Raw genomic sequence first — 14,409 nt, 5'->3', positions numbered from 1 at the left:
CGCTGACCTCCTTCCCTGCCTCACGGGACAGGTCGTTAAAGGATGTCGAACGGGCCCCACCCTACGCCCTCCGCGAACGCCCGCCCGACATCGACCACTCCGTGGGCGGGCCGTCGTAGGGTCGCCGCCATGGCCGCCGCGTCCGTGGGCTCCGTCGCCCTGCTGTCCGACACGCACGGCGTGCTGCCGGTGCTCGAGGCGGTCCTCGAGGAGCCCGACGTGCGCACCGCCGACCTCGTCGTCGTGACGGGCGACCTCGTCTCCGGCCCGATGCCCGTCGAGACCCTCGACGCCCTGACCTCGCTCGGTGACCGCGTCCTCCTCGTCCGGGGCAACGCCGACCGTGAGGTCGTCGAGACCAGCCGGGGTGCGGCCAGTCCGCACCCGGAGTCGGTGTTCGCGGCGTCGGCGCTGCGCCCCGACCAGCTCGCCGTCCTCGCGGCTCTTCCCCACCCGGTCACGCTCTCGCTCAGTGGTTTCGGGGACGTCGTGTTCTGCCACGGCACACCCCGCGACGACGACGAGGTGGTCCTCGTCGACACCCGGCTCGAGCGGTGGGCCGAGGCGTTCGCCGGCCTCGACGACTCGGTGCGCACGGTCTGCTGCGGCCACACGCACATGCCGTTCGTGCGGCTGGTCGACCGCCGGCTCGTCGTCAACCCCGGCAGCGTCGGGATGCCCTACGGCCGGGTCGGCGGCGCGTGGGCGCTGCTGCGGGACGGGCAGGTCTCGGTGCGGCACACCGAGGTCGACGTCGACGCGGTCTGCGAGCGGATTGTCGCCGAGTCCGCCTACCCGGACGCGCGGGCATGGGTCGACGAGTACGTCCGCGGCGAGCACTCGGACGCGGTCGCGCTCACCGTGTTCGGCCCGCGCGACGGCCGCTGAGCTCGACGGTCGCGGTCAGCCGGCCGGCGTCGACGGGCGGAAACCGGAGCACAGGACCCGCAGGTGCGTGATGCGCTCGCCGTCCGTGCGGTAGTACGCCTGCTGCTCGGCGGTGTGGTCGCCGTCCGGGGTGCGCAGGGCCAGCCGGTAGGACACGCGCTCGGTGTCCTCGACCGGCGCGCCGGTCGTCACGTCGAGGAGGGCCCGCACCTCGTCGGCGTCCTCGAACCACGACCCGAAGAGCACCTCGAGGAGGTCGTCGGCGCTGTGCCCCTCCCAGGCCCGGCCGGGGGTGAGACCCCGGAAGTCGACGTCCGGCGCGACGAGGGCCCGCACGGCGGGCCGGTCCTTGGCGGCGATCGCGCGGGCCAGCCGCGCCCCGAGGGTGCTCACGCGGTCCAGTGCAGCACCGCAGGGCACGACGCGCCAGGCCGGGCCGTCGGTACAGGCATCCGGGTCGTGAGACACATAATGCATCGCAATGGTTTGGGTAACATGCTGTGATGTGTCGCGCGGACGTCCGTCCGCCACCGCCCTGCCGACGGAGGCACCGTGACCCCCCTGACGCCGCTCCCCCACGCCGGTGCCGCCCCGTGCCCGGAGGCCGGGCCCGAGCCCGACACCGAGCGGGCCGCGAGGCTGTTCCCGCCGCGGGACGCCGACCGCGAGACCTACCGGGCGTGGCTCGTCGCGTCCCCGTGGCCCGAGGTCGTCTTCGCGAGCGCCGGCGCCCGCTGAGCCGTGCGGCGGGGGTGGGTTGGCCCGTTCCCCGGACGCCGGCCGCCGCGGCACCGTAGGTTGCCGGGCTGTGGGGATCCTCTACGACTGGTTCGCGGCCCCGGGGGACGAGGCGGCGGCGGCCGTCATCGACCGGGCGGGCGGCCCCTCGGAGCCCTCGCCGGTCGGGGGGCCGCGCCGGCCGTGGCGGCGGCCGACCGGGTCCGTGGGCTACCCGACGGTCCGGACCCGGATCGACCCGGTCGTCCAGGGCGGCACCCTCGAGGAGCTGCTGACCGGCCGGCCGTACGACGCGCTCGACGCCGACCCCCGCTGGGGACGGGTCCTCGCGAGCCGCGGCGCCGACCAGCGGCTCGTCCTCACGGTCACCGACGGCCTCGTCGTGGCCCTCGCGGACGCCGGCGCCGACGCCCTCACCGCGGTCGCCGGGCCGTGGTCGCGCACCGAGGAGTTCTGGGGCGCGGCCGACCCCGGCCACCTCGGTGCCGTCCTCGACCAGCTCGCGGAGCTGGCCCGCGAGGCACGGCGCTGCGGGGCGGGCGTCTACTGCTGGGTCTGCGTCTGAGGCCGGCCCCTTCCGCCGGTGCCCGCCGACGAGGAGGATCGGGGCACCGGGGTCCCACCACCCGCGGTGGCACCCCTCGGCGAGAGGGTTCGGTCATGGCGCACACGTACGGCATCACCGAGGTCGTCGGGACCTCGACCACCTCGATCGACGACGCGATCGCGACGGCCGTCGCCCGGGCGAGCACGACGGTGCGCGGCCTCGACTGGTTCGAGGTCACCGAGGTCCGCGGCCACCTCGAGGACGGCGCGGTGGCGCACTACCAGGTCGGGCTGAAGATCGGCTTCCGGCTCGAGGAGTGACCCGGTCGGCCGTTCACCCGAGGTCGCGGCGCACGGCGATGCGGCGGCCGTGCCGCGCGAGCCCCATCCGGGCCTCGGCCGCGAGCATCGGGGCGAGCCGGTCCGGCGGCGCCACCTCGACCCAGCCGCGCGCGGCGTAGAACGGCCCGTTCCACGGCACGTCCGCGTAGGTCATGAGGGTCAGCTCGCGGCCGCCGCGGGCGAGGACCTCGGCCTCGGCGGCCCGCTCGGCGCCGGTCGCCGCCGGCGGCCAGTCGAGCTCGCCGAAGAGGTCGGCGAACTGCCGGTCGCCGGTGTCCTCGAGGGGGCCGAGGAGCGGGAGGTCGGCGTCGGTGGCGGGGCGGACGGTCATCCGCCGACGGTGGCGCCTGCCGGGGCCCCGGGGCAACCGGGTTTCAGGCGAGGGTCGGCTTGACCTCGGCGATCCGGGCGAGCAGGCCGTTGACGAAGCGCGGGCTGTCGTCGGTGGAGAGCTCGGTGGCCAGAGCGACCCACTCGCTGATCGCGACGTTCTCGGGGACGTCCGGGGAGTAGAGGACCTCCCACGCGCCGAGCCGCAGGATGCTGCGATCGACGGCGGGCATCCGCGGCAGCGACCAGCCCTGCGAGTACGTCGTGATCAGCTCGTCGAGCTGGTCACGACGCTCGGAGACCCCGGTGACGAGGTCGGCGGTCAGCTCGGCCAGCGGGTGCTCGGTGACCGGCTTCGCGAGCCGGTCACGGAGCAGGTCCGCGGCGTCGACGCCCCGCTGCTCGGCCTCGAACAGCAGGTCGAGGGCGCGCTTGCGGGCCTTGGTGCGGGCGGCCACGGGTCAGTTGACCCGGCCGAGGTAGGAGCCGTCGCGGGTGTCGACCTTGATCTTGGTGCCCTGCTCGAGGAAGAGCGGCACGGCGATCTCGGCGCCGGTCTCGAGGGTCGCGGGCTTGGTGCCGCCCGTCGAGCGGTCGCCCTGCAGGCCCGGCTCGGTGTAGGTGATCTCGAGGACGACCGAGGCCGGGAGCTCGATGTAGAGGACGGCGCCGTCGTGGCGGGCGACGACGGCGTCCTGGTTCTCCATCATGTACTTCGCGGCGTCGCCGACGACCTCCGGGCTCACCGGGAGCTGGTCGTAGGTGTCGGGGTCCATGAAGATGAAGTCGGTGCCGTCGTTGTAGAGGTACTGCATGGTCCGCTTGTCGACGTTCGCCGTCTCGACCTTGACGCCGGCGTTGAAGGTCTTGTCGACGACCTTGCCGGACAGCACGTTCTTCAGCTTCGTGCGCACGAAGGCCGGGCCCTTGCCGGGCTTGACGTGCTGGAACTCCACGACGGACCACAGCTGGCCCTCGAGGTTGAGGACGAGGCCGTTCTTCAGGTCGTTGGTCGATGCCACGGGTCGATGTCTCTCTCGTGTCTCGGTAGGAGGCGCCCCCAGGGCGCGCGTCAGCCCCGTGAGGGCCGGGGATCAGCGGCCATCGTACCGTCCCGGGCGCCCTCCTCCGGACGCCGCCGGGGTCACGCGCCGGCACGCTGGTCCTGGCTCTGGCCCGATCCGCCGGCTCTGGTCCGGTCCGCCGGCTCTGGTCCGGTCCGCCGGGTGGCGGTGACTTCTCGCCGCCACCCGGGGATCCCGACCAGAGCCGGCCGAGGTCAGGCGGCGGGACGACGAGCGAGGTCGACCCAGACCGGCCGCGGCACCGGTCGGATGCCCTGCTCGGCGAGGACGCGGGCCATCGGGGTCACCTCGACGACGTCACGCCACACCCACCTGGCCAACCGGGAGCACCGACGGATCCGGTCCTCACGACGCTTCTCCGCCCACAGCACCCGCTCGGCGGTCTCGACGTCGGTGCCGTCGGGCACCGCGTACTTGCGGCGCCCGTCGAACTCCCCCACGACCCCGGGCCACCCGAAGTCGCCCTGCCCGAACGGCCCGTCCTCGTCCTCGAGGGGGACTTGGAGGTCCGGGCGAGGCAGATCGAGCTGGAACATCCTGGCCCTCGAGAAGCTCTCGCCGGCGGACATCGCGCGAGCGTCCGCCAGGGCGGCGACCACCTGCGCGGCGGGGCGACCCCGAACCCGTGGAGCGACCGCCGCAGCGGCCCGGGCGAGGTCATGGCTCGAGCAGAGGCCATGACGGAGCGCGTGGTCGGCGGCACACAGGGCTGTCTCGAACGGCTCGGTCCGGGCAAGGTCGATGACGGTGCGGGCCGGCGCGGTGGCTCGCACGCCGTTGACCACCACGTCCTCCGTCGGTGCCCCGAAGTGCACGTGGATGCCCCGCGACCCCCGGGTACGGGGACCGGTCGCGAGCACCGTGACGTGATCGGGCCAGCGACCGACCCTCGGCAGCCCCCAGAGCGCGGCCGCCGACGCGAGCGCGTAGACGTGGGTGCCCGGCTCGCGGGTTCCGAAGTCGGCGGCGTGGACGAGGGCGGCGTGCCGTTGCTCCGGCGTCAGGCCGGACCACAGCCCCTCCTCGACCCAGGCGTTGTACCGGACGTGGTGCCACCCGCCGCGGCGCGGGTCGATCCCCAGCGACCGCAGCGAGCGCGTCGAGCGCAGCAGGGCCGGTTCGAAGGGCTCCGGGGCCGGGTGACCGAGCATCCGCCGACCCTCGCACGCCGGACACCGGCCCGCTCCCGTCATCCACAGGTCAGGTGGCGAACCCCGTCAGAGAGACCTCCGGACCCGGCCGCCGGCCCGTCCTCCGCCTCCGGCTCTGGTCCGGATTGCCGGGTGGCGGCGAGAAGTCACCGCCATCCGAGGGATCGAACCAGAGGCGGCGCACTGAACCAGAGCCGGGCGGTCCGGACCAGAGCGGGCGAAACGGACCGGAGCCGGAGTCAGGGGGCGAGGGCGGCGAAGGCGTCGCGCAGCAGGGACTCGTCCGGGCCCTCGAGCCGGACCGGGTGGGCCAGGCCGTCGAGGACGACGAACCGCAGCAGCGTCCCCCGCGACTTCTTGTCGCGCGCCATCACGGTGAGCAGGTCCTCGAACGGCGCGTCGTCGTAGGTGGTCGGCAGCCCGACCGAGGCCAGCACCGACCGGTGCCGGGCGAGCAGCTCGTCGGAGACCGTGCCGGTGCGGTGCCCCAGCTCGGCGGCGAAGACCATCCCGACGGCCACCGCCTCGCCGTGCCGCCGCCGGTAGCCCGAGACCTGCTCGACCGCGTGCCCGAGCGTGTGCCCGTAGTTGAGCACCTCGCGGCGGAAGGCCTCGCGCAGGTCGGCGGCGACGACCTCGGCCTTGACCGCGACCTTGCGCCGGACCAGCTCGTCGAGCACCGGGGAGTCCCACGACGTCGCCGCCACCGGGTCGGCCTCGACGAGCTCGAGGATGCGGGGGTCGGCGATGAAGCCGCCCTTGACGACCTCGGCGAGGCCGGCGACCAGGTCGGCCCGCGGCAGCGTGGCGAGGACGTCGAGGTCGCACACGACCCCGGCCGGCGGGTGGAAGGCCCCGACGAGGTTCTTGCCCTCCGGGGTGTTGATGCCGGTCTTGCCGCCCACGGCGGCGTCGACCATCGCGAGCAGCGTCGTCGGGACGTGGAGCACCGGCACGCCCCGCAGCCAGGTCGCGGCGACGAACCCGGCGAGGTCGGTGACCGTCCCGCCGCCGACCGCGACGACGGCGTCTGTGCGCGTGAAGGCGTGCTCGCCGAGGAGCGACCAGAGCCGCGCGGCGACCTCGGCGGTCTTGGCCCGCTCGGCGTCCGGCACGGCCGTCTCGTGGACGAGGTACCCCGCGTCGCGCAGGGCCGCCGCGACCGGCCGCGAGTACCGGTCGAGCCCCTCCGGGCCGACGACGAGCAGCTGGCGGGTGCCGCCGGGGACCATCCCGGCGACCCGGTCGAGCACCCCGCGGCCGACGACGACGTCGTGCAGGTCGCCGACCGGGAGGGTGACCGGCTCGCTCACGCCGGCGTCCCGAGCAGCGTGACGACCTCGGCGGCGACGTCCTCGACCGTCCGCCCGGCGGTGTCGACGACGTGGGTCGCGACCCGTTCGTACACCGGCCGGCGCTCCCCCATGAGCCGCACCCACGACGCGCGGGGGTTGACGGCGAGCAGCGGGCGCGAGCGGTCGAGGCCGATCCGCCTGGCGGCGTCGGCGATGCCCACGTCGAGGAAGACGACGGTGAGCCCGGCGAGCAGCGGCTCGGTCGCGGGGTCGACCGGTGCACCGCCGCCGAGCGCGACGACCCCGGCCTCGTCGGCGAGCGCCCGCGCCACCTCCGCCCGTTCGAGGGCCCGGAAGGCCGGCTCGCCGTCGAGCACGAAGATGTCGCCGATCGAGCGCCCCTCGGCGGCCTCGATGGCGGCGTCGGTGTCGTGGAACGCCACCCCGAGCAGTGCGGCCACCGCCGACCCGGTGGCGGTCTTGCCGGACCCGGGGGGGCCGACGAGCACGACGCGCGGCATCAGGCCTCCCACGTGCGCATCGTCGCGGGGACCGCCGCGAGGTAGGCCCGGTGGTTGCGCGCCGTCTCGGCGACCGAGTCACCGCCGAACTTCTCGAGGCACGCCTCGGCGAGGACGAGCGCGACCATCGCCTCCGCGACGACCCCGGCGGCCGGCACCGCGCACACGTCGGACCGCTGGTGGATGGCCGTCGCCGGCTCGTCCGAGGCGACGTCGACGGTGTCGAGCGCCCGCGGCACGGTCGAGATCGGCTTCATCGCCGCGCGGACACGGAGCACGCCGCCGACCGACATCCCGCCCTCGGTGCCCCCGGCCCGGCCGGTGCGCCGGCGGATGACGCCGTCCGGCCCGCGCTCCATCTCGTCGTGGGCCTGCGACCCGCGACGGGCGGCGGTGCGGAAGCCGTCGCCGACCTCGACGCCCTTGATCGCCTGGATGCCCATGAGGGCGGCGGCGAGCCGGGAGTCGAGCCGCCGGTCCCAGTGCACGTGCGAGCCGAGCCCCGGCGGCACGCCGACGGCCACGACCTCGACGACCCCGCCGAGGGTGTCGCCGTCGCGCCGGGCGGCGTCGACCTCGGCGACCATCGCGGCGGACCCGGCGGGGTCGAAGGCGCGCACCGGGTCGGCGTCGAGGGCCTCGACGTCGTCCGGGCCCGGGAGCGGGGCGTCGTCGGCCACGCCGGCACCACCGATGGCCACGGTGTGCGAGACGAGGCGGATGCCGTAGGCCTGCTCGAGGAAAGCCGAGGCGACGGCGCCGAGCGCCACCCGGGCGGCGGTCTCGCGGGCCGAGGCGCGCTCGAGCACCGGGCGGGCGTCCTCGAAGCCGTACTTCTGCATCCCGACGAGGTCGGCGTGCCCGGGCCGCGGCCGGGTGAGCGGCCGGTTGCGGGCGACCTCCCTCTCGGCGTTGACGTCGTCGGCGGCGGCGTACTCCGCCGCGGGGACCGGGTCGGGGCTCATCACCGTGCGCCACTTCGGCCACTCGGTGTTGCCGATCCGGATGGCCACCGGCGAGCCGAGGGTGACCCCCAGCCGCACCCCGCCGAGCACCTCGACCTCGTCCTGCTCGAACTTCTGGCGCGCCCCGCGGCCGTACCCGAGGCGGCGGCGGGCGAGCGCGGCCCCGATGTCCGCGGTCGTCACCTCGACCCCGGCGGGCAGGCCCTCGATCGTCGCGAGGAGGGCGGGTCCGTGCGACTCCCCCGCGGTCAGCCAGCGCAGCATGCCGCCAATCCTGTCACGCGCGGCTCAGCCGCCCGCGAGGCCGGTCACGATGCGAGGCGTCAGGACGATGGCGACCCAGGCGCCGAGGCACATCGCCGGCCCGTACGCGATCGCCGACTTCAGCCCGACCCGCCGCAGGACGAGCATGGCGGCCGCCGCCACCCCGCCGACGAGGAACCCGGCCCCGATGCCGACGACGACGTGCGAGGTGCTGAGGAAGCCGAGCAGGCCGCCGATGACCGGGGCGAGCCGGACGTCGCCGAAGCCCACCCCGCCGCCGGGCAGCAGGTAGAGCACGAGGTAGACCAGTCCCGTCGCGACGACGCCGATGAGCGTGCCGCGCCAGCGCGGGCCCCCGGTGGCCAGGACCGCGAGCACGAGCAGCACCGCGAGCGCCGCGCCGGCCGGGACGACGAGCCCGACCGGGAGCCGGTGCACGTCGAGGTCGACCCAGACGAGGGCGACGGTGAGCCAGGCGAAGAGGAGGAACGGCGGTAGCGCCGCCCATCCCCCGAGGTCGCGGACCGAGAGGACCGCGACGGCGGCGAGGAGGCCGGTCGAGGGCCCCGTCCACCAGGCGCTCCCGGGCGCCGGGAGCGCGACCTCCTCGTCGATGCGGTAGCCGCCGGTGACCAGCTCGCGGCCGGTGAGGTGACCGAGGACGCCGAGCACGAGCGCCGCGCCGACGGCCGGCCACCAGGGGGTCACCCGGCCACCCCGAGCGCAGCCCGGCCGGCCGCGAGCATCGCCTCGACCGGCGCCGGCTCACCGGTGAAGAGCGTGAACTGGGCGGCGGCCTGGTGGACGAGCAGGTCGAGGCCGGGGACGACGGTCATCCCGGCGGCCGCGGCGGCCCGCGCCACCGGGGTGGGCCAGTCGGCGTACACGACGTCGAGCAGGACCCCGGCGTGCGTGCCGGGCACGGTGGCGGCGACGGCCGACGAACCACCGGGCGGGACGGTGGAGACCACGACGTCGTCCCGGGTGGTCACCCACGGGTCGATGGCGGCGACCGAGCCACTGCGGATGCCCACCCCGGCGTCGAGCGCCCAGGCGAGCAGGTCGGCGGCCTTCGCGGTGTCGCGGGCCCGGACGGTCAGTGTCGTCACCCCGAGCTCGGCGAGGGCGAGGACGCAGGAGCGGGCGGTCGCGCCGGCGCCGAGGACGAGGGCGCGCTCCGGACGGCCGGGCAGGTGCGGGCGCAGGGCGGCGACCGCGCCCTCGACGTCGGTGTTCGTCGCGTCCCAGCCCCGGTCGGCGCGGCGGGCGAGCGTGTTCGCGGCCCCGGCCCGCCGGGCGACCGGCGAGACGTCGGCGGCCAGCGCCAGGGCCGCCTCCTTGAGCGGCATCGTCAGCGACAGTCCCCGCCACGACTCGTCGAGCGCAGTGACGAAACCGGCCAGCCCCGCGGCGTCGACCTCGTGGCGGGTGTACTCCCACCCCCTGAGCCCGGCCGCCGCGTAGCCGGCGCGGTGCAGCGCGGGGCTGAGCGAGTGGGCGACCGGCGACCCGAGGACCGCCGCCCTCAGCACTTGCCCGGGTTGTCGGAGCACCACTGCTGGAACTCCTGGACGTACCGGTCGTGCTCGGCGAGGGTCGAGGCGAACTTCGTCTCGCCCGTGCTCGGGTCGACGGTGACGAAGAAGACCCAGTTCCCCGGCGTCGGCTTGGCGGCCGCGACGATCGAGGCCTTGCCGGGGTTGCCGATGGGACCGGGCGGCAGGCCCTGCACCTTGTAGGTGTTGTACGGGCTGTCCGAATTGCGCTGGGCGTCGGTCGTACCCGCCTTGCCGCGCTGCTGGGCCGCGTAGTGGACGGTGGAGTCCATCTGGAGCAGGCCGTAGCTGGGCGGCCCGCCCTCGAGCCGGTTGAGCACGACGCGAGCCACCTTGCCGCGGTCGGCGTCCCCGCTGACCTCGCCCTCGACGATCGAGGCGATGGTCAGGGTCCTCTCCCAGTCCTTCTCGTCGACGCCCGCGTCCTGGAGGGTCTTGACGGTGAGCGCGACCATCTGCTTCAGCTGGTCGGTCGCGCTCGTCTTGTCGTCGAACTCGTAGCTCGCGGGGAACAGCCAGCCCTCGACGTTGCCCTTGGCGGCCGCCGGCAGCCCGATGGCCTTCGCGTCCTTCGCGGCCGCCGTGTAGTCGGCGACCTTGACGCCGGTCGCCTTCGACAGCTGGGCGAAGACCTCGTTCTTCCACAGCCCCTCGCGCAGGGTCACCCGCTGCGCGACCCGGTTGTTCGGGTCGACGAGGATGGCGAACGCGTCCGCGCCGGTCATCCCCTTGAGCATGACGTACGTGCCCGGCTGGATCTTCGCGGCGGAAGTGGGGTCGGCCTTGGCGGCGTCGAGGTAGGCGGTGCGGGTCTTCGTGACGCCGGCGTCGCGCAGGGTCGTGGCGATGGCCTCGCCGGTGTCGCCCTGCTTGACGACGATGTCGACCTCGCCCGAGCCGGGCCCGGCGAAGTCGACGTCGGTGGCCGACTGGCCACCGAACAGGCCGCTGACCGTCGGTCCGAGGACCTTCCAGGCGCCGTAGCCGGCGCCGCCGACGAGGGCGACCGCGAGGAGCACCGCGAGGAACCGGCGGCCCTTGCGCGGCTTCCGTCGGCGGGAGTGCATCTCGCGCCGGGTGCGGGGGCGTCGGTGGTGGGTGTCGTCACCGAAGATGGTCTCGGTGAAGTCCTGGCTCACGTCCTCGTGCCCTTCGTCCGTGGCTTGCGCCGGCGTCCACCGACCTGCTCCCCTGCCGGGAGGCCGGTCGTGCGCTCCGCGTCGAGGGCCGCCTGGAGGATGAGCACCGCTGCGGCCTGGTCGACCACGGCGCGCTGGCGCCTCCCGGCCACACCGCTCTGCCGGAGCACGCGGTGTGCGTCGACCGTCGTCAGCCGCTCGTCGAGGAGCCGCACCGGGACGGGGGCGACGCGCACCGCCAGCACGGAAGCATACGTGCGTGCACGCTGCGCAGCGGGCCCCTCGTCCCCGGAGAGTGACTTCGGCAGGCCGACGACGACCCGCACCACCCCGTGCTCGGCGACCAGGTCTGCGATCCGTTCGACGTCGTCGTCGCTGGTCACCGGGGGCCCCTCGGCCGTGCGCGGCACGGTCTCGAGAGGGGTGGCGAGGAGGCCGTCGGGGTCGCTCACGGCGACCCCGACCCGTACCGACCCGACGTCGACGCCCAGCCGGGCGCCGCGTCCGGGACCCTCCCGGGGCTCGGGCATCAGCCCGCGAGCTCCCCGAGCCGCCACTCGACGGCCGCGAGGGCCTCGCCGACCTTGCCCGGGTCCTGGCCGCCGCCCTGGGCGATGTCGTCCTTGCCGCCACCGCCGCCGCCGAGCGCCTGCGCCGCCGCGCGGACGAGCTCACCGGCCCTGACGCCGAGCTCGCGCGAGCGGGCGTTGGTGGCGACGACGACGACCGGGCGACCCTTGGCCACCCCGGTGACGGCGACGACCGACGGGCGGTCCTCGCCGAGCCGGCCGCGCAGGTCGAGGACCATCGTGCGGACGTCGTTCGCGTCGGCCTCGCCGGCGTCGTGACCGAGGAAGGTGACGCCGCCGACGTCGCGCGCGGAGTCGGTGAGCGAGCCGGCCTGCGCCTGCAGCTGCTCCCGGCGCAGCCGCTCGAGGTCGCGCTCGGCGTCCTTGAGCCGGGTGACGAGTCCGCCGACCCGCTCGGGCAGCTCCTCGGGCCGGCCCTTGAGGAGCTCGGTCAGCTGGCCGACGATGGCGCGCTCGCGGGCGAGGAAGGAGAACGCGTCGGCGCCGACGAGCGCCTCGACGCGGCGCACGCCCGAGCCGATCGACGCCTCACCGAGCAGCGTGACGAGCCCGAGCTGCGTCGTGCGCTCGGCGTGGGTGCCGCCGCACAGCTCCCGGGCCCAGTCGCCGACCGAGATGACGCGCACGGCGTCGCCGTACTTCTCGCCGAAGAGCGCCATCGCGCCGGCGTCGCGCGCCTGCTGCTGGGTCATCACGTCGGCCCGGACCGCGAGGTCGTCGAGGAGGAGCGCGTTGACCCTCGACTCGACGTCGCGCAGCACCGAGTGCGGCAGCGCCGACGACGCGTGGAAGTCGAACCGGAAGCGACCGGGCGAGTTCTCCGAACCGGCCTGGGTCGCGGTCTCCCCCAACGCCTCCCGGATCGCCTTGTGCACCATGTGGGTCGCCGTGTGCGCGCGCGAGATCGAGCGGCGTCGCTCGATGTCCACCTGCGCCAGCGCGGTCTCGCCGGTCGCCACCTCGCCCTCGAGGACGGTGGCGCGGTGCACGACGAGGCCGCCGATCGGCGCCTGGACGTCACGGACCTCGACGAGCGCGCCGCTCGCGAGTCGGACGAGCCCGCCGTCGGCGAGCTGGCCACCGCCCTCGGCGTAGAACGGCGTGCGGTCGAGGACGAGCTCGACGTCCTGGCCCGCCGTCACCGACGCGACCGGCGCGCCGTCGACGAGCAGGCCCGCGACGCGGCCCTCGGAGACCACCTCGTGGTAGCCGGTGAACTCGACCGGGGCCCCGAGGCCGTCGGCGATCCCGCGGTAGACGCTCGTGTCGCCGTGCGCGGTCTTCTTCGACTGCGCGTCGGCCTTGGCCCGGGTCCGCTGCTCGTGCATGAGCCGCGTGAACCCCTCGCGGTCGACCTCGAGTCCCTGCTCGGCCGCCATCTCGAGGGTCAGGTCGATCGGGAACCCGTAGGTGTCGTGCAGCGCGAACGCCTGGTCGCCCGCGAGCACCCGGCCCCCGGACTCCCGGGTCCGCGCGACCGCGGTGTCGAGGATCGTCGTCCCCGCGGCGAGGGTGCGCCGGAACGCCTCCTCCTCCGCGTACGCCGTCTGGCTGATCCGGTCCCAGTCGGTGCGCAGCTCGGGGTAGGAGCGCTCCATCCGCTCGAGCGAGACCGGCAGCAGCTCGGGGAGGCACGGGTCCTCGTGGCCGAGCAGCCGCATGGACCGCACCGCACGCCGCAGCATCCGACGCAGGACGTAGCCGCGGCCCTCGTTGCCCGGGGTCACGCCGTCGCCGATGAGCATGAGCGCCGAGCGCACGTGGTCGGCGACGACCCGCAGCCGGACGTCGTCGGGGTGGCTGGACTCCGCCGAGTGCCCGGAGTGCTCGCCGTAGCGCTTGCCGGTCATCTCCGCGGCCTTGTCGAGGACCGGGTAGATCTCGTCGATCTCGTACATGTTGTCGACGCCCTGGAGGATGGACGCCATCCGCTCCAGGCCCATCCCGGTGTCGATGTTCTTCTTCGGCAGCGGTCCGGCGACGTCGAAGTCGACCTTCGAGCGGACCGCCGAGAGCTCCTCCTGCATGAAGACGAGGTTCCAGAACTCGAGGAAGCGGTCCTCGTCGACGGCGGGGCCGCCCTCGGGGCCGTACTCGGGGCCCCGGTCGTAGTAGATCTCCGAGCACGGACCACCCGGGCCGGGGACCCCCATGTGCCAGTAGTTGTCGGCGAGGCCACGGCGGACGAGCCGCTCGCGGGGGATGTCGGTCAGCTCGAGCCACAGGTCGATCGACTCGTCGTCGCCGTCGAGGACGGTCGCCCAGAGCCGGTCGCCGTCGATCCCGAGGCCACCCCGGTCCTGCGGTGTGGTGACCAGCTCCCAGGCGAGCCGGATGGCCCCCTCCTTGAAGTAGTCGCCGAAGGAGAAGTTGCCGTTCATCTGGAAGAAGGTGCCGTGCCGGGAGGTCTTGCCGACCTCCTCGATGTCCTGGGTGCGCACGACCTTCTGGACGCTCGTCGCGCGGTTCCACGGCGGCGTCTCCTGGCCGAGGAAGTACGGCTTGAACGGGACCATGCCCGCGTTGACGAAGAGCAGGTTGGGGTCGTCCAGCAGGAGCGAGGCGCTCGGGACGACGGTGTGGCCGTTGCGGCCGAAGAAGTCGAGCCAGCGGCGCCGGATCTCAGCGGTTTCCATGATGTGTCAGTCCTGGGGTGTGGGCCGTGCGCGGGCGAACGGCCATCGTAGGCCGCGGCGCACGGGGGACGGGTGGGCGTGCGGAGGCGGGGGCGGTCGGCCCCTACCGAGCTCGCCCGCCGTCGCCGGCGCGGCCCGCGGGGTCGAGCAGCAGCGCGCGTGCCTCGTCGGGGCTCAGCGAACGGCCCGGGTCGTCGGCGCGGTCGGCGGACCCCCAGCCGGCCTCGACGTCGAGGTCGGGGACGCGGGCGTCCGCCGCGTGCCGGGGCGCGCGGGTCGTGGCGTCCTCGCGGACCGCGACCTCGACCGCCTCGCGCAGCTGCGCCTCGCGCTCGGTCGCCGCCTCGCGGACCGTCGCCACGA

At 74.8% G+C, this 14,409-nt stretch carries 18 protein-coding genes; 4 read left to right on the top strand and 14 right to left on the bottom strand.

From position 1 onward, the window contains the following. Positions 1–129: 129 nt before the first annotated feature. Positions 130–888: a metallophosphoesterase family protein gene (locus PKA89_RS13595; protein ID WP_324420318.1), complete on the top strand. Its 759-nt coding sequence runs from the start codon at positions 130–132 to the stop codon at positions 886–888. Between the two features lie 15 nt (positions 889–903). Here the strand turns inward: PKA89_RS13595 and PKA89_RS13590 are convergent, their stop codons facing one another. After that, the gene (locus PKA89_RS13590; protein WP_324420315.1) at positions 904–1,281 is read right to left on the bottom strand and encodes a hypothetical protein; all 378 of its coding nucleotides are present in this window, start codon (positions 1,279–1,281) and stop codon (positions 904–906) included. A gap of 159 nt (positions 1,282–1,440) precedes the next feature. Here PKA89_RS13590 and PKA89_RS13585 point away from each other — a divergent pair, with 159 nt between their 5' ends. The 3 genes from PKA89_RS13585 to PKA89_RS13575 all read left to right on the top strand — a co-directional run bounded on the left by PKA89_RS13585 (position 1,441) and on the right by PKA89_RS13575 (position 2,493). Then, entirely contained in the window at positions 1,441–1,626 is a 186-nt protein-coding gene (locus PKA89_RS13585; RefSeq protein ID WP_324420313.1) for a hypothetical protein, read from the top strand. A gap of 70 nt (positions 1,627–1,696) precedes the next feature. Continuing rightward, entirely contained in the window at positions 1,697–2,191 is a 495-nt protein-coding gene (locus tag PKA89_RS13580) for a hypothetical protein (RefSeq protein WP_324420311.1), read from the top strand. A 95-nt stretch (positions 2,192–2,286) separates the two neighbouring features. Further along, the gene (locus PKA89_RS13575; protein ID WP_324420309.1) at positions 2,287–2,493 is read left to right on the top strand and encodes a dodecin; all 207 of its coding nucleotides are present in this window, start codon (positions 2,287–2,289) and stop codon (positions 2,491–2,493) included. A 13-nt stretch (positions 2,494–2,506) separates the two neighbouring features. Here PKA89_RS13575 and PKA89_RS13570 read toward each other — a convergent pair whose 3' ends face one another. From PKA89_RS13570 to PKA89_RS13510, 13 genes are all read right to left on the bottom strand, one after another. Continuing rightward, complete coding sequence (locus PKA89_RS13570; RefSeq protein WP_324420307.1) at positions 2,507–2,845, bottom strand: hypothetical protein; 339 nt, start codon at positions 2,843–2,845, stop codon at positions 2,507–2,509. Positions 2,846–2,888: 43 nt separating this feature from the next. Further along, a complete protein-coding gene (nusB, locus tag PKA89_RS13565; protein WP_324420306.1) occupies positions 2,889–3,302 on the bottom strand; it encodes a transcription antitermination factor NusB in 414 nt (137 codons plus the stop codon). Positions 3,303–3,305: 3 nt separating this feature from the next. After that, positions 3,306–3,866, bottom strand: coding sequence for an elongation factor P (gene efp / locus PKA89_RS13560; RefSeq protein WP_324420304.1), 561 nt, complete (start codon positions 3,864–3,866; stop codon positions 3,306–3,308). A gap of 257 nt (positions 3,867–4,123) precedes the next feature. Continuing rightward, a complete protein-coding gene (locus PKA89_RS13555) occupies positions 4,124–5,080 on the bottom strand; it encodes a hypothetical protein (protein WP_324420302.1) in 957 nt (318 codons plus the stop codon). A 239-nt stretch (positions 5,081–5,319) separates the two neighbouring features. Beyond that, entirely contained in the window at positions 5,320–6,393 is a 1,074-nt protein-coding gene (gene aroB, locus PKA89_RS13550; protein WP_324420300.1) for a 3-dehydroquinate synthase, read from the bottom strand. Continuing rightward, the gene (locus PKA89_RS13545; RefSeq protein ID WP_324420348.1) at positions 6,390–6,896 is read right to left on the bottom strand and encodes a shikimate kinase; all 507 of its coding nucleotides are present in this window, start codon (positions 6,894–6,896) and stop codon (positions 6,390–6,392) included. The genes aroB and PKA89_RS13545 overlap by 4 nt, the downstream gene beginning before the upstream one ends. Next, positions 6,896–8,125: a chorismate synthase gene (gene aroC, locus PKA89_RS13540; protein ID WP_324420298.1), complete on the bottom strand. Its 1,230-nt coding sequence runs from the start codon at positions 8,123–8,125 to the stop codon at positions 6,896–6,898. Before aroC ends, PKA89_RS13545 begins: the two co-directional genes overlap by 1 nt. A gap of 24 nt (positions 8,126–8,149) precedes the next feature. Beyond that, the gene (locus tag PKA89_RS13535) at positions 8,150–8,833 is read right to left on the bottom strand and encodes an A24 family peptidase (protein WP_324420296.1); all 684 of its coding nucleotides are present in this window, start codon (positions 8,831–8,833) and stop codon (positions 8,150–8,152) included. Next, positions 8,830–9,657 carry a shikimate dehydrogenase gene (locus PKA89_RS13530; RefSeq protein WP_324420294.1) on the bottom strand — a complete coding sequence of 276 codons (828 nt, stop codon included), beginning with the start codon at positions 9,655–9,657 and terminating at the stop codon, positions 8,830–8,832. The genes PKA89_RS13535 and PKA89_RS13530 overlap by 4 nt, the downstream gene beginning before the upstream one ends. Next, complete coding sequence (mltG, locus tag PKA89_RS13525) at positions 9,651–10,820, bottom strand: endolytic transglycosylase MltG (RefSeq protein WP_324420292.1); 1,170 nt, start codon at positions 10,818–10,820, stop codon at positions 9,651–9,653. The genes PKA89_RS13530 and mltG overlap by 7 nt, the downstream gene beginning before the upstream one ends. Then, on the bottom strand, positions 10,817–11,350 hold the full coding sequence (ruvX, locus tag PKA89_RS13520) for a Holliday junction resolvase RuvX (RefSeq protein WP_324420291.1): 534 nt from the start codon (positions 11,348–11,350) through the stop codon (positions 10,817–10,819). The genes mltG and ruvX overlap by 4 nt, the downstream gene beginning before the upstream one ends. After that, a complete protein-coding gene (gene alaS / locus PKA89_RS13515; RefSeq protein ID WP_324420290.1) occupies positions 11,350–14,046 on the bottom strand; it encodes an alanine--tRNA ligase in 2,697 nt (898 codons plus the stop codon). The genes ruvX and alaS overlap by 1 nt, the downstream gene beginning before the upstream one ends. A 103-nt stretch (positions 14,047–14,149) precedes the next feature. Beyond that, positions 14,150–14,409 (bottom strand): hypothetical protein (locus tag PKA89_RS13510; protein ID WP_324420289.1); only part of this gene is annotated, 260 nt, incomplete at its 5' end.

Origin of the sequence: Phycicoccus sp. (genome assembly GCF_035325325.1) — a bacterium.
Lineage (GTDB): Bacteria > Actinomycetota > Actinomycetes > Actinomycetales > Dermatophilaceae > Phycicoccus.
Note: the sequence above shows the minus strand (reverse complement) of the source record. Positions and strands in the feature narration are given on the sequence as shown.

Bases quoted from the DNA above. Each gene is read 5' to 3' on its own strand.
- PKA89_RS13575 (WP_324420309.1), top strand. From the start codon at position 2,287: ATGGCGCACACGTACGGCATCACCGAGGTCGTCGGGACCTCGACCACC.
- PKA89_RS13595 (WP_324420318.1), top strand. From the start codon at position 130: ATGGCCGCCGCGTCCGTGGGCTCCGTCGCCCTGCTGTCCGACACGCAC.
- alaS (WP_324420290.1), bottom strand. From the start codon at position 14,046: ATGGAAACCGCTGAGATCCGGCGCCGCTGGCTCGACTTCTTCGGCCGC.
- PKA89_RS13570 (WP_324420307.1), bottom strand. From the start codon at position 2,845: ATGACCGTCCGCCCCGCCACCGACGCCGACCTCCCGCTCCTCGGCCCC.
- ruvX (WP_324420291.1), bottom strand. From the start codon at position 11,350: ATGCCCGAGCCCCGGGAGGGTCCCGGACGCGGCGCCCGGCTGGGCGTC.
- PKA89_RS13555 (WP_324420302.1), bottom strand. From the start codon at position 5,080: ATGCTCGGTCACCCGGCCCCGGAGCCCTTCGAACCGGCCCTGCTGCGC.
- PKA89_RS13545 (WP_324420348.1), bottom strand. From the start codon at position 6,896: ATGCCGCGCGTCGTGCTCGTCGGCCCCCCCGGGTCCGGCAAGACCGCC.
- aroC (WP_324420298.1), bottom strand. From the start codon at position 8,125: ATGCTGCGCTGGCTGACCGCGGGGGAGTCGCACGGACCCGCCCTCCTC.